The 17927-nt window shown below is 71.6% G+C and carries 23 protein-coding genes; 16 read left to right on the top strand and 7 right to left on the bottom strand.

Features of this window, described 5'->3' with window-relative positions; translation table 11 throughout:
* Window positions 1-151: 151 nt before the first annotated feature.
* The 4 genes from L107_RS06430 to L107_RS06415 all read left to right on the top strand — a co-directional run bounded on the left by L107_RS06430 (window position 152) and on the right by L107_RS06415 (window position 3302).
* Entirely contained in the window at window positions 152-1753 is a 1602-nt protein-coding gene (locus L107_RS06430; RefSeq protein WP_159817168.1) for a bifunctional diguanylate cyclase/phosphodiesterase, read from the top strand.
* Between the two features lie 13 nt (window positions 1754-1766).
* On the top strand, window positions 1767-2261 hold the full coding sequence (locus L107_RS06425; RefSeq protein WP_159817166.1) for a DUF2721 domain-containing protein: 495 nt from the start codon (window positions 1767-1769) through the stop codon (window positions 2259-2261).
* A 60-nt stretch (window positions 2262-2321) separates the two neighbouring features.
* Window positions 2322-2849, top strand: a complete 528-nt coding sequence (locus tag L107_RS06420; protein ID WP_159817164.1) for an HPP family protein — start codon at window positions 2322-2324, stop codon at window positions 2847-2849.
* A gap of 69 nt (window positions 2850-2918) precedes the next feature.
* Window positions 2919-3302, top strand: coding sequence for a YraN family protein (locus tag L107_RS06415; RefSeq protein ID WP_159817162.1), 384 nt, complete (start codon window positions 2919-2921; stop codon window positions 3300-3302).
* Between the two features lie 45 nt (window positions 3303-3347).
* Here the strand turns inward: L107_RS06415 and L107_RS06410 are convergent, their stop codons facing one another.
* Window positions 3348-3689, bottom strand: a complete 342-nt coding sequence (locus L107_RS06410; RefSeq protein ID WP_236550536.1) for a hypothetical protein — start codon at window positions 3687-3689, stop codon at window positions 3348-3350.
* A gap of 78 nt (window positions 3690-3767) precedes the next feature.
* Between L107_RS06410 and rsmA the strand changes: the two genes are divergently transcribed.
* The 7 genes from rsmA to L107_RS06375 all read left to right on the top strand — a co-directional run bounded on the left by rsmA (window position 3768) and on the right by L107_RS06375 (window position 9718).
* On the top strand, window positions 3768-4613 hold the full coding sequence (gene rsmA / locus L107_RS06405) for a 16S rRNA (adenine(1518)-N(6)/adenine(1519)-N(6))-dimethyltransferase RsmA (protein ID WP_159817160.1): 846 nt from the start codon (window positions 3768-3770) through the stop codon (window positions 4611-4613).
* A gap of 5 nt (window positions 4614-4618) precedes the next feature.
* Window positions 4619-5569 carry a 4-(cytidine 5'-diphospho)-2-C-methyl-D-erythritol kinase gene (gene ispE / locus L107_RS06400; protein ID WP_159817158.1) on the top strand — a complete coding sequence of 317 codons (951 nt, stop codon included), beginning with the start codon at window positions 4619-4621 and terminating at the stop codon, window positions 5567-5569.
* On the top strand, window positions 5566-5868 hold the full coding sequence (locus tag L107_RS06395) for a DUF3082 domain-containing protein (RefSeq protein ID WP_159817156.1): 303 nt from the start codon (window positions 5566-5568) through the stop codon (window positions 5866-5868). The genes ispE and L107_RS06395 overlap by 4 nt, the downstream gene beginning before the upstream one ends.
* Before the next feature lie 154 nt (window positions 5869-6022).
* Window positions 6023-7006: a pyruvate dehydrogenase complex E1 component subunit beta gene (locus tag L107_RS06390; RefSeq protein ID WP_159817154.1), complete on the top strand. Its 984-nt coding sequence runs from the start codon at window positions 6023-6025 to the stop codon at window positions 7004-7006.
* Between the two features lies 1 nt (window position 7007).
* On the top strand, window positions 7008-8534 hold the full coding sequence (gene secD, locus L107_RS06385; protein WP_159817152.1) for a protein translocase subunit SecD: 1527 nt from the start codon (window positions 7008-7010) through the stop codon (window positions 8532-8534).
* Between the two features lie 9 nt (window positions 8535-8543).
* Window positions 8544-9497 (top strand): protein translocase subunit SecF, encoded by a 954-nt coding sequence (gene secF, locus L107_RS06380; protein WP_159817150.1) that lies wholly within the window; start codon window positions 8544-8546, stop codon window positions 9495-9497.
* On the top strand, window positions 9494-9718 hold the full coding sequence (locus L107_RS06375; protein ID WP_159817148.1) for a hypothetical protein: 225 nt from the start codon (window positions 9494-9496) through the stop codon (window positions 9716-9718). The genes secF and L107_RS06375 overlap by 4 nt, the downstream gene beginning before the upstream one ends.
* Before the next feature lie 31 nt (window positions 9719-9749).
* Here L107_RS06375 and L107_RS06370 read toward each other — a convergent pair whose 3' ends face one another.
* The 3 genes from L107_RS06370 to psb28 are packed head-to-tail and all read right to left on the bottom strand — an operon-like array spanning window position 9750 to window position 12198.
* Entirely contained in the window at window positions 9750-10757 is a 1008-nt protein-coding gene (locus L107_RS06370; RefSeq protein WP_159817146.1) for an AI-2E family transporter, read from the bottom strand.
* Window positions 10754-11827 (bottom strand): AI-2E family transporter, encoded by a 1074-nt coding sequence (locus tag L107_RS06365; RefSeq protein ID WP_159817144.1) that lies wholly within the window; start codon window positions 11825-11827, stop codon window positions 10754-10756. The genes L107_RS06370 and L107_RS06365 overlap by 4 nt, the downstream gene beginning before the upstream one ends.
* A complete protein-coding gene (gene psb28 / locus L107_RS06360; protein WP_015108118.1) occupies window positions 11824-12198 on the bottom strand; it encodes a photosystem II reaction center protein Psb28 in 375 nt (124 codons plus the stop codon). The genes L107_RS06365 and psb28 overlap by 4 nt, the downstream gene beginning before the upstream one ends.
* A gap of 133 nt (window positions 12199-12331) precedes the next feature.
* Between psb28 and L107_RS06355 the strand changes: the two genes are divergently transcribed.
* Both L107_RS06355 and L107_RS06350 read left to right on the top strand, forming a co-directional pair.
* Window positions 12332-13078, top strand: a complete 747-nt coding sequence (locus tag L107_RS06355; protein WP_159817142.1) for a GUN4 domain-containing protein — start codon at window positions 12332-12334, stop codon at window positions 13076-13078.
* Window positions 13079-13110: 32 nt separating this feature from the next.
* The gene (locus L107_RS06350) at window positions 13111-13536 is read left to right on the top strand and encodes an ATP-binding protein (RefSeq protein WP_106219922.1); all 426 of its coding nucleotides are present in this window, start codon (window positions 13111-13113) and stop codon (window positions 13534-13536) included.
* Here L107_RS06350 and L107_RS06345 read toward each other — a convergent pair.
* Window positions 13502-13837: a DUF6439 family protein gene (locus L107_RS06345; protein WP_370515405.1), complete on the bottom strand. Its 336-nt coding sequence runs from the start codon at window positions 13835-13837 to the stop codon at window positions 13502-13504. The two genes, L107_RS06350 and L107_RS06345, sit on opposite strands and share 35 nt — an antisense overlap.
* A gap of 65 nt (window positions 13838-13902) precedes the next feature.
* Here L107_RS06345 and L107_RS06340 point away from each other — a divergent pair, with 65 nt between their 5' ends.
* The gene (locus L107_RS06340; RefSeq protein ID WP_159817140.1) at window positions 13903-14172 is read left to right on the top strand and encodes a hypothetical protein; all 270 of its coding nucleotides are present in this window, start codon (window positions 13903-13905) and stop codon (window positions 14170-14172) included.
* A gap of 1 nt (window position 14173) precedes the next feature.
* Here the strand turns inward: L107_RS06340 and L107_RS06335 are convergent, their stop codons facing one another.
* A complete protein-coding gene (locus L107_RS06335; protein ID WP_159817138.1) occupies window positions 14174-15469 on the bottom strand; it encodes a glutamine synthetase family protein in 1296 nt (431 codons plus the stop codon).
* Window positions 15470-15631: 162 nt separating this feature from the next.
* Here L107_RS06335 and L107_RS06330 point away from each other — a divergent pair, with 162 nt between their 5' ends.
* A complete protein-coding gene (locus L107_RS06330) occupies window positions 15632-16150 on the top strand; it encodes an allophycocyanin subunit beta (RefSeq protein WP_159817136.1) in 519 nt (172 codons plus the stop codon).
* 62 nt (window positions 16151-16212) lie between these two features.
* Entirely contained in the window at window positions 16213-17394 is a 1182-nt protein-coding gene (locus tag L107_RS06325; protein WP_236550535.1) for an alanine--glyoxylate aminotransferase family protein, read from the top strand.
* Between the two features lie 2 nt (window positions 17395-17396).
* On the opposite strand, the gene L107_RS06320 is transcribed toward L107_RS06325, so the two are convergent.
* Window positions 17397-17900: a nucleoside deaminase gene (locus tag L107_RS06320; RefSeq protein WP_159817132.1), complete on the bottom strand. Its 504-nt coding sequence runs from the start codon at window positions 17898-17900 to the stop codon at window positions 17397-17399.
* Window positions 17901-17927 lie beyond the last annotated feature (27 nt).

Genomic DNA, 17927 nt, shown 5'->3' with positions numbered 1-17927 from the left:
GCCGACGGGAAGGGGGCGACTAGCGTGATGCAGGACCGCATCGGCGGCCCGTTCGCTCTCCGCACCCATTGATGACCAGGGACTTCCAGCCCAGGGGCTTCCGGCGATCAGGGCCCGGCCGCTGGCCCCGCACCACGGCAGCGGGACAGCGATGCTGAGCAGCGTCGCCGGGGCAGGGGAGGCGGGGGCCGGGGCGATCGAGGGCCTGCTGGAGAGGATCGAGCGGCCGGCGGCCCTGGCGGATGGGCAGGGGGTGATCCTGGCGGCGAACGGGGCCTTCTGCCGGCGTTCGGGGCTGGAGCCGGCGGCGCTGCGCCAGCGGTCCCTGCAGGAGCTCTGTGCCGCCGACGTGGCACCGCTGCTGGCGGGGAGCGTGGCGACCCTTCGCAGTGATCTGGTCGGTGTGCCGCAGGCCGACGCGGCGATTCCCCTGTTCCTCACCCGCCTGCCCTCCGGTGTCGGGCCGGGGACGGTCTGGTGCCTGCTGGAGCTGCTGGACCAGCGGGTGAATCTGGCGGATCTGGATGGCCTGGTGGCCGACCGCTATGCGGACGGTGCCGTGCTGATGCATCTGCAGGTGCTGCAGCTCGACCTGGTGCGCGGCCGGCTGGGCATCGCCGCCTGCGAGGCGCTGATCGAGGAGATCGCCCACCGCCTGGAGGCGGCCCTGCCCGCCGGGGGATTCTTCTCCCGCCAGGGCGGCGACCGCCTGCTGGCCCTGGTGCCGGGAGCGATGGGCATCGACGCGGTGCGTGACATGGCCGGCGGGCTGCTGGCCAGTCTGGAGAGTCCCACCACGGTGCTGGAGCACGTCATCGAGCCGTCGCTGAACGTGGGCATCAGCCGCGCTCCCGATGACGGCAGCGAGTTCCCGCTGCTGCTGGATGCCGCCACCCGGGCGCTGGAGGAAACCCACCGCCAGCCCTTCCCCAGCTGCTGCATCGCGGCGCCGGTGGAGCGGTCGGTCCAGCTGCAGGAGCTGCTGGCCCGCCCCCTCGCCCTGGCGATCGAGCAGGAGCAGCTGGAGCTGGCCTTCCAGCCGATCATCGAGCTGGAATCCGGCCGGGTGATCGCCGCCGAGGTGCTCTGCCGCTGGGATGACCCGGTGCTGGGCCGCCAGTCCCCCGCCGACTTCATCGACGTGGCCGAGGCCACGGCCCAGATCTCCTCCCTGGGGCGCTGGGTGATGGAGCGGGCGTTCGAGGCCCTGCACCGCTGGGACCTGGCCGGGCTGCAGCTCGGGCGGATCTGTGTGAACGTCTCGCCGCTGCAGGTGCAGGACCCTACCTGGAGCAGCGACCTGCTGATGGCCCTGGAACGCCACCAGCTGACGCCCGACCGCATCGTGCTGGAGCTCACCGAAGGCAGCATCCTGGAGATGTCCACCCATGTGGCCGACCAGCTGCGGGACCTGAGACGGCAGGGGTTCGCGCTGGCCATGGATGATTTCGGCACCGGCTATTCCGGCCTGCAGCGGCTCACCGAGCTGCCCTTCAGCGAGGTGAAGATCGACCGGAGCCTCATCTCCGCGATCGACTACGACCAGCTGCAGCAGGCCATGCTCAGCGCGGTGATCCGGCTCAGTGACGCCACCGGGATCATGGTGGTGGTGGAGGGTGTGGAACGCTCCCGGCAGCGGCAGATGCTGCTCACCCTCGGCTGTCGCCATGGCCAGGGGTACCAGCTCTCGGCCCCGCTCTCCGAACAGGAGCTGGAGACCCTGCTCCAGAGCCAGATCACACCGGAGGCCTGAGGGGATCCCCGGGATGGTCTGGGACGTCCCCCTGCTGCTGTCCATCGACATCGGCGATGGGCGCTCGGTGGCGGGACTCTCCAAGGCGATCCAGCTGTCGGTGGCGCCGGTGTTCCTGTTCACCGGCGTCACCGGGCTGCTGAGCCTGTTCAGCTCGCGGCTGGCCCGGATCATCGACCGCACCCGCGTGCTTCAGGAGGCCCTGGCGAAGTGCCGGGCGCAGCCGGATCGGGATCCGGAGGAAGGGGATCGGCTGGAGCTGGTGCTGGCGGTGCAGCGGCGCCGCACCTTCCTGATCAACCGGGCGATCCTGGCGGTCACCGTCACCGCCCTGCTGGTGGCCGCGGTGGTGGCGGTGCTGTTCATCAGCGCGGTGGCGGCCCTCGATGTCACGGCCATCGTGGTGACCCTGTTCGTGGCGGCCATGGGGGCCATGATCGTGGGCCTGCTGCTGTTCCTGCTGGAGGTGCAGCTGGCCATCAGCCAGAACCCGCGCCGGTACTACTGAGCCTGGCGTGGAGCCGACAGCTCCTGGGCCGTGAATGGTTAGATCCGATACAGTCTGGCCATGGCTCTGGCCTTCCTCGTCCCCCTGATCCAGTCCCAGAGGCGCAAGGGGCGGGCCTATCAGCCCAGCTTCCGGCCCACCGAGGTGCTCCTCTCCTGGACCGGTGCCCTGGTCGCCATCACCCTGCTGGGCCTGATCAGCGCCGCCAGCCGCTACCCGCTCGTCGCCGCCCCGCTGGGGGCCTCCAGCGTGCTGCTGTTCGGGCATCCCGCGAGCCCCCTGGCCCAGCCCCGCAATCTGCTGCTGGGCAACGGGCTGGCGGCCCTGGCGAGTGTGGTCTGCGTCGCCTGGCTGGGGACGGCCCCCTGGGTGATGGGGCTGGCGGTGGCGCTGGCGATCGCCGCCGGGCAACTGCTGCGCTGCCTCCACCCCCCCGCCGGCGCCGTCGCCCTGCTCGGGGTGCTGCTCCACGCCGGGCCGTCGTACGTCGTCGCGCCGGTCCTGGCCGGTTCCCTGGTGCTGCTGCTGGTGGCGCTGGGCTTCGGCTGGCTGATTCCCGGCCGTCGCTACCCGCATCACTGGTTCTGAGGCCCTGATCGCCGCCCCCCGCCGGTGCTGGCGGCCACCGGGAACCCTGGGGCAGAGGATCCCCTGCCCATGGCCCCCGGCCCCGCCCGCCCCCGCAGCACCGCCCAGCGGGACGGCGCCTGGGCCGAGCAGCGGGTGCTGCGGCTGCTGCGGCGGCGCGGCTGGGAGCTGCTGGAGCGCAACTGGCGCTGCCGCTGGGGGGAACTGGACCTCATCGTCCGGAAGCCGGGCCGCCTGCTGCTGGTAGAGGTGAAAGGGCGGCGCGCCGGCAGCCTGGATGGCAGGGGAACGGCGGCCCTGCGCTGGCAGAAGCGCCGGCGGCTGGCGCGGGCCTGGGACTGCTGGCTGGCGGCCCACCCCCGCTGGGAGAAGACGCCGGTGGAGCAGGTGGCGGCCCTGGTGCCGTTGCCGCCTGCCCGGGCTCCGGTGCGATGGCTCCGTCTGGGGGACTGAAGCGATCCTCCGCAGGCCCGCCGCTCCGGCGGGGGAGACGGAGCCTCAGGGCTGGGCGGGGGCCGGGGCGGCCGTGGCCGGGGTCGGGGCCGGCGTCATCGTGTAGTACACGGTGCAGCGGTAGCGGGTGTTGTCCATGCCCACCTCCAGGTCCTCGCAGACGGTGCGTGTGACCGTGGCCCCCTTGGGCACCTGGCTCCTGGCCTGCTGCCGGGTGGCCTGACGGTCGAAGATCGATTCGGCGGTGACGCTGCCGGCCCGGGCGGGAGCCGCCGGCAGGGCCACGACGGCGGCCAGGGCGCCGGCCACCAGCGCACCGGCCAGCAGGGGCCGCGCCAGCGGGGGGCCGCTGCGCCTGGGGTCGCTGCGTCGCAAGGTCTGGGCCATGGGGGGAGAAGCAAACGCTGCTCCTGCTCTAGCCAGGCCGGACGGCGCTGCAATCTGGGGAGACCTGCCGGCGCCTCCATGACCTTCAGCGGCCACCGGGCCCGCAAGCGCTTCGGGCAGCACTGGCTCACCGATGGCCAGGTCCTCGATCGCATCGTGGCCGCCGCCGAGCTGCGGAGCGACGACCACGTGCTGGAGGTCGGCCCGGGCCGGGGCGCCCTGACCGAACGGCTGCTGGCGTCACCGGTGGCGTCGCTGCTGGCGGTGGAACTGGACCGGGACCTGGTGGCGGGCCTGCGGCAGCGGTTCGCTGGCGAGGGGCGCTTCACCCTGCTGGAGGGGGACGTGCTGGAGCTGGCGCTGCCCTTCCCCGACCGTCCCGCGCCCACCAAGGTGGTCGCCAACATCCCGTACAACATCACCGGACCGCTGCTGGAGCTGCTGGTGGGGCGCCTGGGCCGGCCCGCCCCCTGCCGCTTCGATCGCCTGGTGCTGCTGGTGCAGCAGGAGGTGGGCCAGCGGATCCGGGCCCGACCGGGCTCCAGCGCCTTTTCGGCCCTCAGCGTGCGTCTGCAGCTGCTGGCCCGCTGCCGCAGCGTCTGCCCGGTGCCGCCCCGCTGCTTCTCGCCGCCGCCGAAGGTCACCTCGGAGGTGATCGTGATCGAACCCGTCCCGCCGGAGTCCCTGCCGCCGCGGGAGCAGGCCCTGGCGGTGGAGCGGCTGCTGACACGCTGCTTCGCCGGACGGCGCAAGATGCTGCGCACCACCCTGGCGGGCCTGCTGCCGCCGCCCCAGCTGCTGGAGGTGGCCGCCGCCGCCGGTGTCGATCTGCAGCAGCGGCCCCAGGAGCTGGGGCCGGAGCGCTGGCTGGCCCTCGCCACCGGCTTGAATCGGGCATCGAGCGCCGATCCCGGCGGAGCGTGATCCCGATGGCAGATGTGACGGTGCGGGCCCCCGCCAAGATCAACCTGCACCTGGAGGTGCTGGGTCTGCGGCCGGACGGCTACCACGAGCTGGCGATGGTGATGCAGAGCATCGACCTCGCCGACACCCTGGTGCTGCGCACCACCGCCGACGCCACGATCCGGCTGCGCAGCGACAACGCCGACCTGCCCACGGATGGCACCAACCTGATCGTCAGGGCGGCCGAGCTGCTGCGCTCCCGGGTGGGTCTGCCGGAACTGGGGGTGGACATCACGCTGCACAAGCGCATCCCCATCGGCGCCGGCCTGGCGGGGGGCTCCAGTGATGGGGCCGCCGCCCTGGTGGGCCTTGACGCCCTCTGGGGCCTGGCCCTGGGCAGCGAGCGGCTGCATGGCCTGGCGGCCGAACTGGGATCGGACATGCCCTTCTGCCTGGAGGGCGGCACCCAGCTCTGCTTCGGCCGCGGGGAGCGGCTCGAGCCCGTGCCGGCGCACGGGGCGCCCGGCCAGGCGGTGCTGCTGATCAAGCATCCCGAGGCCAGCGTCTCCACCCCCTGGGCCTACGGCCGCTGCCGGGACCTGCGCGGTGATTTCTATCTCGACGCCGAGGCGGACTTCGAGCAGCGGCGCCAGTCCCTGCGCCAGGGCCCCCTGGTGGCGGCCCTGGCCGGCCGGGGCCCGCTGCCTCCCCTGCGCAACGACCTGCAGGCGGTGGTGGAGCCGGAGGTGGCGAGCATCCGCACCGGCCTCGACCTGCTGCGCCGCGGCCCGGGGGCCCTGGCCGTCGCCATGAGCGGCTCGGGGCCGAGCCTGTTCGCGCTCCATCCGGATCTGGCCGCGGCCGAGGCGGCCCGGGAGGCCCTGGCGGAGCCGCTGGCGGCCCTGGGCTTCGCCGCCTGGTGCTGCCGCTGCGGCGGATCCGGTGTCAGCCTGGTGACGGATGGAGCCGCGCCATGACCGACGAACGACCCGCCCCGCCGCCGCGCAAGGGACCCCTCAGCTTCCTCTCCGGTGCCCTCACCAGCGGTCTGCTGGCCTGGCTGAGCCTGGGGGTGAGCCAGCGGGTGGTGGGCTGGTACGTGACCCATCCGCCCCACTTCGACTCGGCCTTCGCCCAGAGCATCGCCACCGCCATGAAGACCCTGATGGTGGGGATGTGCTTCCTGGCCACCTTCACCTTCGCCTTCATCGGCCTGGGGCTGTTCCTGGTGTTCATCCGCAGCCTTTGGCCGGCCGAGGCCGAATCCCTTTCCTAAGCTGCCCGCCAGCCGCCCCTCCCGCCGATGACACCCCACGACCTGGGTCTGCTGGTGGTCCTGCTGCTGCCGGGCATGCTCCTGTCGGTCCTGCTGCTCAGCACCTTCGCCGCCGGCGGCTGAGATAGGTTGGCCGCGCACAGGCCCCTGCTCCGTGGCTGAAACTCTTCTGTTCAACGCCCTGCGCGAAGCCATCGACGAGGAGATGGCCCGCGACCCCCATGTCTGTGTCATGGGAGAGGACGTGGGCCATTACGGCGGCTCCTACAAGGTCACCAAGGACCTGTTCGAGAAGTACGGCGAACTGCGGGTGCTGGACACCCCCATCGCCGAGAACAGCTTCACCGGCATGGCCGTCGGTGCCGCCATGACCGGCCTGCGGCCGATCGTGGAAGGCATGAACATGGGTTTTCTGCTGCTCGCCTTCAACCAGATCTCCAACAACATGGGGATGCTGCGTTACACCAGCGGCGGCAACTACACGATCCCGGCGGTGGTGCGCGGACCCGGCGGCGTCGGCCGCCAGCTCGGCGCCGAGCACAGCCAGCGCCTCGAGGCCTACTTCCATGCCGTGCCCGGCATCAAGATCGTGGCGGTGAGCACCCCCACCAATGCCAAGGGCCTGATGAAGGCCGCCATCCGCGACAACAATCCGGTGCTCTTCTTCGAGCACGTTCTTCTCTACAACCTCAGCGAGGAGATCCCCGAGGGCGACTACATCTGTGCCCTCGACCAGGCCGAGGTCGTCCGTGAAGGCAAGGACGTCACGATGCTCACCTATTCGCGCATGCGCCACCACTGCCTCAAGGCGGTGGAGCAGCTGGAGGCCGAGGGTGTGGATGTGGAACTGATCGACCTGATCAGCCTCAAGCCCTTCGACATGGAGACCATCGCCCGCTCGATCCGCAAGACCCACAAGGTGGTGGTGGTCGAGGAGTGCATGAAGACCGGCGGCATCGGCGCCGAACTGATCGCCCTGATCACCGAGCACTGCTTCGACGACCTGGACGCCCGGCCGGTGCGCCTCTCCTCCCAGGACATCCCCACCCCGTACAACGGCAACCTGGAGAACCTCACCATCATTCAGCCCCACCAGATCGTCGCCGCGGCGCTCGATCTGAAGGCGGGTCGACGCTGAAATGGGACGCCAACAGGGCTGGTTCGCCCTCATCCTCGCCCTCACCATCGCCTCCGGGGCCCTGCTGGCCAACTACGGCCTGCAGCTCGGTCTCGATCTCCGCGGCGGCAGCCAGCTCACCCTCCAGGTGATGCCGGCCGGCGCCATCACCCGGGTGGATGCCGAACAGCTGGAGGCCGTCAAGGACGTGCTGGAACGCCGCATCAACGGCCTGGGCGTGGCCGAATCCACCCTCCAGGCCGTGGGCAGCGACCAGCTGGTGCTGCAGCTGCCGGGCGAACAGGACCCCAGCCAGGCGGCCCGGGTGCTGGGCAGCACGGCCCTGCTGGAGTTCCGCGCCCAGAAGCCCGGCACCGAGCAGGAGATGCAGGGCCTGCTGGGCCTCAAGCGCCAGGCCGAGTCGGTGCTGCGCTCCAAGCGGCCCCCCTCCGCCCTCGATGACCCCACGGCACCGCCGCCCCCGACAGCCTCATCACTCTCGGCGGAGGATCTGGCCAAGGCGCTCACCTCCCTCGGGATCCAGGTTCCCCCCGGTACCAGCGAGGTCGACCAGCTGGAGCTGCTGCTGCGGGAGACCAACCGCCGCATCCTCGCCCTCTACGGCCCTCCCCTGATCACCGGCAAGGACCTCACCAGCGCCGGTCGCCAGCAGCAGGCCACCGGCACCGGCTGGGAGGTGACCCTGGGCTTCAACCGGGAAGGGGGTGAGAAGTTCGCCGCCCTCACCCAGTCGATCGCCGGCACCAACCGGGTGCTCGGCATCGTGCTTGATGGCCGCTCGATCAGCGAAGCCACCGTCGGCGAGCAGTTCAAGGTGGCCGGCATCACCGGCGGATCCGCCTCGATCACCGGCAACTTCAGCGCCGAGGAGGCCCGCGACCTGGAGGTCCAGCTGCGGGGGGGCTCCCTGCCGCTGCCGGTGAAGATCGTCGAGGTGCGCACCGTCGGCCCGTCCCTGGGGGCCGAGAACATCCGCTCCAGCCTCGTGGCCGGCCTCTCGGGCCTGGCCCTGGTGGCGGTGTTCATGGCCGTGGTCTACCGCCTGCCCGGGATGGTGGCGGTGCTGGCCCTGAGCCTCTATGCCCTTTTCAACCTGGCCATCTACGCCCTCATTCCCGTCACCCTCACCCTGCCGGGGATCGCCGGCTTCATCCTGTCCATGGGGATGGCGGTGGATGCCAACGTGCTGATCTTTGAGCGCATCAAGGAGGAGCTGCGGGCCGGCAACACCCTGATCCGCTCCATCGACACCGGCTTCTCCCTGGCCCTCTCCTCGATCGTCGACGGCCACGTCACGGGCCTGATCAGCTGCGCCGCCCTGTTCTTCCTCGGCACCGGCCTGGTGAAGGGCTTCGCCGTCACCCTGGCCATCGGCCTGCTCCTCAGCCTGTTCACCGCCCTCACCTGCACCCGCACCCTGCTGCGGCTGCTGATGAGCTACCCGGCCCTGCGGCGCCCCACCTACTTCCTCCCCGCCCGCCAGCTGCCGCCCGTCCGGGCCGGCGCGGCCCCGGCGGGCGTGGCCTGAATGTCTCCCATGACCTCCGTCCCCTCCCCCCGCTTCCGCATCAACCGCCACCGGCGGCTGGCCTGGCTGGGCTCCGGGCTGGCCTGCGGCCTCAGCCTGCTGGGGCTGGCCCTCTGCTGGCTGAACCCGGCCATCGGGGCCCCCCTGCGGCCCGGCCTCGACTTCACCGGCGGCACCCAGGTGCAGGTGGAGCGGGACTGCTCCCCCTGCAAGGCCGTGACCCCCGCCGAGGTGCGTCAGGGCCTCAGCCGCCTCACCCTGCCGGCCCCGGAAGGGGAGCGTCCCCCCAGCCTGGGCAGCGCCTCGGTGCAGGTGCTGGATGGCGGCCGCTCCCTGCTGCTGCGCCTGCCGGCCCTCGACGCCGACCAGAGCACGGCCCTGGTCGGCGACCTGGCCGCCCGGTTCGGGCCGCTGCGCTCCAGCGGCACCTCGGTCAACACGATCGGTCCCACCCTGGGTTCGCGGCTGCTGCGCGGCAGCCTCATCTCCCTGCTGGTGAGTTTCGTGGCGATCTCCTCCTACATCACCTTCAGCTACAGCGGCATCTTCGCCGGCCTGGCCCTGCTGTGCCTGGCCCACGACGTGCTGATCACCTGCGGACTGTTCGCCTGGCTGGGACTGCTCCAAGGCATCGAGGTGGATTCCCTGTTCGCCGTCTCCCTGATCACGATCGCCGGTTACTCGGTCAATGACACGGTGGTGGTCTACGACCGGATCCGCGAGCAGCGTCGCACCCTTGGCGAGCTTCCCCTGGAGGATCAGGTGGATGTGGCCGTGGATGCCACCCTCACCCGCTCGCTCTACACCTCCTTCACCACCCTGCTGCCGCTGGTGGCCCTGATCTTCTTCGGCGGCAGCACCCTGTTCTGGTTCGCCGTGGCGCTCACGGTGGGCATCGCCGTCGGCAGCTGGTCGAGCATCGGCATCGCCCCCACCCTGCTGCCGGTGTTCTCGAAGCGATGAGGGGCCCCGAGCGGATCGAGGCGACCCGGCGCGGCTGGCCCCTGCTGCCCGTGGTGCTGCTGGTGCTGGCCCTGATCGACCTGCGGGTGGAGCTGATCCTCCTCTGGGACCACCTCACCCTCACCGCGCTCACCGCCGCCGTCCGCTCCCACCTGCTGGCCGTCACGGTGCTGGTGGCCCAGCCCTCCCTCTGGCACCACTACCGCCGCGCCCGCGGCTGAGGCGATCAGGCCCCAGGGTGGATCCGGGCGATCAGGCCCGGTCCCAGTGGTCCATCACATCCCGGACCAGCACCTCTTCGCACACCACCTGCAGGACCACCACCAGGGGCAGCGCCAGCAGCAGGCCGGGCAACCCCAGCAGGGCCCCCAGGCTCAGCTGGGCCATCAGGGCCACCGTGGGCAGCAGGTTGACGGTGCGGCTCAGCAGCAGCGGGGTGAGCAGGAAGGCCTCGCCGTTCTGCAGCAGCAGCCGCAGCCCCAGCACCTGGACCACCTTGGCCGGCGAGATCAGCAGGGCCACGGCCAGGGGCAGCAGGGTGGCGGCCGTGGGCCCGATGGTGGGCACGAAGGTGAGCAGGCCGCAGACCAGGCCGCTCAGCAGGGCCAGGGGCACCTGCAGCAGGGCCAGGCCGGCCCAGGTGGTGACGAACACAACCGTGCCGGAGATGGTCATGCCGGCCAGCCAGCCCCCGAGGGCCTCACGGCACTCCCCCAGCAGCTCCTGCATCCGCGGTCGGTAGAACCGGGGTGTGGCGGCGATCAGCAGGCGCTGGTGGCTGGCGGGATCGAGGGCCATCAGGATCGCCAGCAGCAGCATCAGCAGCAGCTGGATCGTGCTGTTGGCGGCGCCGCCGGCCACACCGAGCAGCTGGCCGCCCAGGGGCTGCAGCCGGTCCCAGAGGGTTCCCTCGGCCAGCTGCCGTTCCAGGTCCCGCAGCAGGGGGGTGCTGGGGACCACCTTGCCGAGCCGCTGGATCAGTTCGGGCACCAGCTGGCTGAACTGGCGGACCTGGTCGATCAGTTCCGGCAGCAGCAGATTGGCGAGCAGCCAGCCGATCGTCAGCAGGACCAGCAGCACCAGCGACAGGGAGGCTCCCCGGTTCAGGGGGGTGAGCCGGCGCAGCAGGCTGGTGGGCACATCGAGGGCCACCGCCAGCACCACGGCCCCGAAGAGGATCAGCAGCACCCAGCGCAGTTCCCACAGCAGCAGCAGCAGCGCCACCAGGGCCAGGGCCCCGAGCAGGGTGCGTGCCTTCATGTCCGCCGCCGTTCCCGCTTCCAGGGATCGAGGATGTCATGGATCAGCACATCCCGCAGCAGCACCTGCAGGCAGACCGCCAGGGGCAGGGCCAGCAGCAGGCCCAGGGGACCGAACAGCAGGGTGAACAGCAGCTGGGCGGTGAGGGTGAGGCCGGGCAGCAGCTGCAGCTGGTGGTGCATCACCGAGGGGGTGATGACGTAGCTCTCGAGGTTCTGGATGATCACGTAGGTCACCAGGACGGCCAGGGCCTTCCAGGGGGCATCTAGCAGGGCCACCGACATCGGGAAGATGGTGCTGAGCGTGGGCCCCACATTGGGGATGATGTTCAGCAGGCCGGCCAGCAGGGCGTTGGCCGCCACCAGCTTCACGCCCAGCAGGGACAGGCCGATCGCCGCCAGCAGGCCCACACAGAGGGAGCTGATCAGCACCCCCACCATCCAGCTGCTCAGGGCGGTGCCGCAGGCCACCAGCACCTGACGCAGGCGCCGCCGGTAGAAGGAGGGGGCCAGCAGCAGCATCGCTTCCCGGTAGGCGGTGGGCTGGGCGGCCACCATCAGGGAGACGGCCACCACGAACAGGGTCTGGAGCAGACCGGCGCCGAGGTTGCCGGCCACCCCCACCAGGCCGATGGCACCGCCGCCGAGCCGGCCCAGCATATCGGGGGGCAGGGAGGTGGGAACCGACAGGGTCGATTTGATCCAGTCCAGGCTGCCGTCCCGGCGCCCGTAGAGCATCTGGGAAGCACCCTCGAGGGCCTGGCGCAGCAGCTTGAGCAGCTCGTCCCAGGCCCGCGGCACCTGCAGCACCAGCTGCCGGAACTCGCTGATGAAGGGTGGGATCACGACCGTGGCGACGATCAGCACCACCAGGCTCACCACCAGCAGGGCCAGCAGCAGGGCGAGGGGCCGGGCAACGCCGATGCGCTCCCGGATGGCGCCCACCAGGGTGCAGAGGGCCATGGCGAGCACCACGGCGGCGAACAGCAGGATCAGGGCGTCACGCAGGCTCCACAGCAGCACCAGCGCCGCCAGCAGGGCGATCAGGCCCAGCCACTGGCCGAATTTCAAACCTCCTCCTGAGCCTCCTCGGCCGGCTCGTCGCCCTGGCCGGCGAAGCCCAGGCCGTGGCCGTCGGCGTAACGCTGGGCGAAGCGCATGAAGCGCTCGAAGTCGGCGGTGCTCTTCCAGGTGTAGGTGGCTTCCAGGGCGCTGGCCTTGCCGTTGACGAAGCGGGCCTTCACCTCCCGGGTCACCATCTCGCCCTCCTCATCGAGCATGAACATGCCGGTGATGTCTCCCACCGACTGGGGCGCCAGGGCCTCGGGCTCCTCGAACACGAAGGTGGCCTGACCGGTGCGGCCATCCCGTGAGCGGGTCAGGCGGATGTCGGGCACGACCGTCTCGTCCACCCCGCGGAAGAACTGAATGGCGGCGGCCATGGCACTCGCTCAAAAGGTGACTTTAGGCAGAGCCCGTCCCCGCTCCCATGGCGGCGCAGACCCCAGGCCAGGGCCCATCGCTCCTGACATAGTGGGACCCACCCTGCTGCCTCATTGGCCGGTCGTCTCCCCCATGCTCTCCGGTCCTCCGGTTTCCAGCACCGTCGATGCCGATCAGCTGCTGGAGCGCTTCCTTTCGGGCTCGGCCCGTCAGCGCCGCAGCCTGCTGTCCAGCCTCGGTCAGGCGGGCACCGCCCTGCTGGATCGGATCCCGGACCGGCTTGACCGCCTCGACGCCACCGGAGACGACTGGGCCGCCGGCCACCTGATCCAGCTGCTGCTGGCCTCCGGTGACACCGTCCGCCAGGAGGCCCTGCTGGCCCGCCATCCGCAGGGCTGGCTCGCCGTCACCAGCGTCGCCGGGCTCGACTACGGGCCGCTGCAGCACCACCTGATGCGGCAGGCGTTCGAGGAGGCCGACCGGCTCACCAGTGACCACCTGCGGCAGCTGGCCGGCGAGGGGGCCGTGCGCCGCGGCTACGTCTATTACAGCGAGGTGGCGGCCATGCCCGCCATCGACCTCACCAGCCTCGACCGCCTCTGGACCTGCTACTCCCAGGGGCGCTTCGGTTTCTCCACCCAGGCCCGGCTGCTGCAGGCCTGCCAGGGGCAGTGGGAGCGCCTCTGGCCCCGCCTGGGCTGGAAGACCGACGGCACCTGGACCCGCTACCCGCGGTCCTTCCAGTGGACGATCGACGCCCCCGAGGGCCACATGCCCCTGATCAACCAGCTGCGGGGGGTGCGCCTCATGGACGCCCTTCTGCAACATCCCGCCATCCAGGCGCGCCTGGAGGAGGCAGCGGCGGGGCGCCCGCGTTAGGTTCCGATGAGGCGAATGGGACTACCTGCTTCATGCAGCTCCGCTGGGCCGACTACATCACCCCCTCCACCCTGCAGCTGGGCCCGCTGGTGGAGCTGCTCCTTGAACCCATCGGCTGCGCCCTGCGCCAGGCGGAGCTGCAGCTCGGTCTCCAGGAGGCCCTGGTCAATGCGGTGCGGCACGGCAATGGCTGCGATCCGGGCAAGTGCCTGAGGATCCGCCGGATCGTCACGCCGCGCTGGGTGGTGTGGCAGGTGCAGGACGAGGGGCCCGGCCTGCCCGTCCATGCCCGCCAGGCCTGTCTGCCCTGCCAGGAGGATGCCCCCTCCGGTCGGGGCCTGTTCCTCATTCACCACTGCTTCGACGACGTGCGCTGGAGCGGTCGCGGCAACCGGCTGCAGCTGGCGGCCCGGCGGGCGGCGGTCAGCGCCCGTGGGCAGGACAGCCCGGATCGCTGATCTCGGCCCGCAGCCAGGCCTGGGCGTTCTCCAGCAGGGCGATGGCGCGCAGGCGGCCATCGCTGGGTGCCGTGGCGCCGGGGTCATCGGCGGCGAGCAACTGCACCAGCGCCGCCGCCAGCTGTTCGGCGGCCCGCCGGGGGCGCTGACGCTTCAGGGCGTGCCACTCCCGATCGCCGATGCTCAGCTGGCGGTGCAGCCGCTCGGCCAGGGGCAGGGCCTCGGCGGGCCAGGAGCGGCTCGCCGGAAGGGCGGCGCCCGCCGGGGAGGGCGATCCGGCTGGAGCGGCGGGGGCTTCCACTGGACGATCGGACCGAAGTGGATCCATCCTGTCGCTCCAGGCCTCGCCCTGTCGATCGCGCCGCCATGAGACGTCCCCAGCGCCCCCGCCGCCCCCCGTCCCCGGGGGTGCTCCACCACCTGGCGGCGGTGCTGACCCTGGCCGGTCGTCCAGGAGCGGTGGCCGCCAGCGGTGTCAGCCTGCGCCGCAGGCGCCAGCGGCTGGAGCTGGCCCAGCGGCTGCTGGACCCCCTTCCGGAGGCCCTGCTGCCCCGCGGGCGGCACGGTGATCGCTTCTGGACGGCCCTGCGCTGGGGCGGGCTCGGGATGCTGCTGGCCTGGCTGCTGCGGCCCTGACTCAGGCGCCGGCTTCCGCAACGAACTCGAGCGGATGGGGACGATGCTCGAGGGCCTCCACGTCCGAGCGTTTCAGGGCGATCCAGTCATTCAGCAGCTCCCGGCTGAAGACATCGCCGGCCAGCAGGTAGTCCTGGTCGGCGGCCAGGGCCGCCAGGGCGGCGCCCAGGTCGGCGGGAAGCCGCTGCCCGTCGCCCGGATCCGGCGGCGCCTGCGTCGGGGCGGGATCCCGATCGGCGGGGGGGCCGGGATCGATCTGGTGGCGCACCCCGTCGAGGCCGGCCAGCAGCATGGCGCTGAAGGCCAGGTAGGGGTTGGCGAGTCCGTCGGCCTGGCGCAGCACCAGCCGCCGCCGGCCGGGGTCCCCGTCGGTCTCGGGAACGGCCACCGTGGTGGCGGGGTCCTGGCGGGCGTAGGCCAGCCGGGCCGGCGCCTGGGGGCCGCTCCCCAGCCGCCGGTAGCTGTTGGTGCCCGGGTTGGTGAAGGCGGCCAGGGAGGGCCCGTGCCAGAGCAGCCCCCCCAGATACCAGCGGGCGGTCTGGGACAGCTCGCCGTAGGTCCCTTGTCCGGCGAACAGCGGATGGCCGGCTCTCCAGAGGCTCTGGTGCACCGCCAGGCCGGCGCAGGTGGCCTCGAGGCCGGGCCGGGGCAGGAAGGTGGCGCTCCAGCCGTGGCGGCGGGCCACGTTCCGCACCACGTAGCGGCTCACCATCAGGGCGTCGGCGGTCCGCAGCGGATCGTCGCTCGCCAGCGTGAGGCTCTGCAGGGGGCCGCCCGCCGGCTGGAGCGGCAGCCGGGCCCGGATCCCCAGGGCCGCCAGGGTCAGCCCCAGCTCGCTGTGCAGAGCCTCCGGCGGTGCGGCACCGGGGGCGACCCGATACCCGCAGCCGAGTTCGTCGGCCCTGGAGGTGAGCTCCTGGAACAGGAAGTAGCCGGCTTCGGCGCCGAAACGGGCGGCGTCGGCCAGTCCGCTGCCTGCCAGCAGGGCCTGGGCGTGGGCCGCTACGGTGCGCGGGCAATGACACAGGCGACCGGCGCTGTCGGGTGGCCCCTCAACGGCGGCGATCAGGCTCAGGCGGCGGGGGGACAGAAAGGGGTCGATCCAGGCGCTGGCCGGGTCGGGGTGGAGCACCAGACCGTCGAGGGCCAGGCCGTGGTGGAAGGCCCCCTCGCCAAAGCGATGGGCCTCCAGGCCGATCGACCGCCAGCGCCCCGCCAGGTCCGTCACCTTGAGGTCGATGCGCTCGATGCCGTCGTCCCCGAGGCGGCGCAGGACGTCCTGGGCGGAGGTGGCCATGGCGGGAGGCGGGGGGAAGGCTGCCGCCACGATGGTGCCGCCCCGATCGGCCGGTGGCCGCGTAACCGTTTCTGTCAGATTCCCCAGAACCAGCCGCAGCACAGGAATCTGGCGGATTGCGAGTGCTACCTTCCGCTTCAGGTGCGTCGATCCGTTTCGTCCATGCGAGATGCCATCACCGGTCTGATCGGTCGCTACGACCAGCTGGGCCGCTACTTCGATCGCTCCGCGATCGATCGGATCGATTCCTATTTCGCTCAGGCGGAGTTGCGGCTGGCTGCGGTCGAGCTGATCAACCGGGAAGCCGCCACCATCGTGCGGGAGGCGGCCCAGCGGCTCTGGCTGGAGGACCCCGAACTGCTGCTTCCCGGCGGCAACGCCTACACCACCCGGCGGCTGGCGGCCTGTCTGCGCGACATGGATTACTTCCTGCGCTACGCCAGCTATGCCCTGGTCGCCGACGACTTCACCATCCTCGACGAGCGGGTGCTCAACGGTCTCGACGACACCTACAAGAGCCTGGGGGTGCCCACCGGTCCCACCGTCCGCAGCATCGCCCTGCTTGGTGAGGTGATCGCCGAGATGCTGGCCGATGCGGGCATGGCCGACACCGGCCTGGTGCGGGCCCCCTTCGAGCACCTCTGCCGCGGCCTCTCCTCCAGCAATGTCCGGGCCCGCTGAGGCGACCGTTTCCTAATCTCCCTTCACCTCTGCCGCCCCGCCAGGTCTTGCCTCCTCTCCCAGTGCCTCCCTCCGTCAGCAGCGCCCACCGCCTCACCCTGGACCCCATCGCCACCCCCGAGCGTCTGCTGCTCGGTCCGGGTCCGTCCAACGCCCACCCCACGGTGCTGCAGGCCCTGGCCCGGATGCCGATCGGCCACCTCGATCCCCTCTACATCGATCTGATGGGAGAGGTGCAGGAACTGCTCCGCTACGCCTGGCAGACCGACAACCGGCTCACCATTCCGATGAGCGGCACCGGCAGCGCCGCCATGGAGGCGACCCTGGCCAACACCATCGAACCCGGCGACAAGGTGCTGGTGGCGGTGATGGGCTACTTCGGCCAGCGCCTGGTCGACATGGCCGGTCGCTACCGGGCCGAGGTGGTCACCATCGAACGGCCCTGGGGCGAGGCCTTCGACCTGGCCGAACTCGAAGCCGCCCTGATCGCCCACAAGCCCGCCATCCTGGCGATGGTGCACGCCGAGACCTCCACCGGGGTGTGTCAGCCGATGGAGGGCATCGGCGACCTCTGCCGCCAGCACGATTGCCTGCTGCTGCTGGATACGGTCACCTCCCTGGGGGCGGTGCCGCTGCACATCGATGCCTGGAAGGTGGACCTGGCCTACAGCTGCAGCCAGAAGGGCCTCAGCTGCCCCCCCGGGCTGGGCCCCTTCACCATGGGCCCCCGGGCCGAGGCCAAGCTGGCCGCCCGCTCCGGCAAGGTGCCCAACTGGTACCTGGATGTCTCCCTGCTCAACAAGTACTGGGGCAGCGACCGGGTGTACCACCACACCGCGCCGGTGAACATGAACTTCGGCATGCGGGAAGCCCTGCGGCTTCTGGCCGAAGAGGGACTGGAGGCCGCCTGGGCGCGCCACCGCCGCAACGCCGAGCGCCTCTGGGCCGGTCTGGAGCGGCTGGGCCTCGAACTGCACGTCAGCGAGCCCCTGCGGCTGGCCACCCTGACCACGGTCCGGATTCCCGAGGGGGTCGATGGCAAGGCCTTCAGCCGCCACCTGCTCGATCGCTTCGGCATCGAAGTGGGCGGCGGGCTGGGGGACCTGGCCGGCAAGGTGTGGCGCATCGGCCTGATGGGCTACAACAGCACCCCGGAGAACGTCGACCGGCTGCTGGCCATCTTCGAGAGCGAGTTGCCCGCCTTCCGCCCCTCGCCGGCGGCCGTGGCGGCCGGGGTCGCCTGAGTTCAGAGCGGGCCGTTTCCCCTGGCCCGGAGCTCCTGCCGGCCACGGCGCCGCTCCCGGAACCAGGCCTCCAGCTGTTGCCCGGCCCGCTCCCCCAGCACGCCCCCCCGCACCACCATGTGGTGGTGGGCACTGGGGTGGCGCGACAGGTCCAGGCTGCCGCCGAGGCCGCCCCGCTTCGGGTCGACCGCCCCGTAGATCACCGTGCCCACCCGCGCCTGGATCAGGGCACCGGCGCACATCGGGCAGGGCTCGAGGGTCACCAGCAGGGTGCAGCCATTGAAGCGCCAGTCGCCCCGGGTGGCCGCCGCCCGGCGCAGGGCCAGCAGTTCGGCATGCCCGAGGGGGTCCGCCCGCCGGTGGCGCCGGTTGCTGCCCCAGCCCACGCAGCGGCCGGCCTCATCCAGCAGGGCCGCCGCCACCGGGATCTCCCCCCCCGCCCCGGCCGCGTCGGCGAGGCGCAGGAGCCGGTCCATCCACAGCAGGCTGCTGGCCTCATTCAGCATGGACGCGTCATGCAGGATGACGTCCTT

This window comes from Cyanobium sp. Copco_Reservoir_LC18 (assembly GCF_009834675.1).
Lineage (GTDB): Bacteria > Cyanobacteriota > Cyanobacteriia > PCC-6307 > Cyanobiaceae > Cyanobium > Cyanobium minutissimum.
This window is presented reverse-complemented; position numbering and strand designations above follow the sequence as displayed.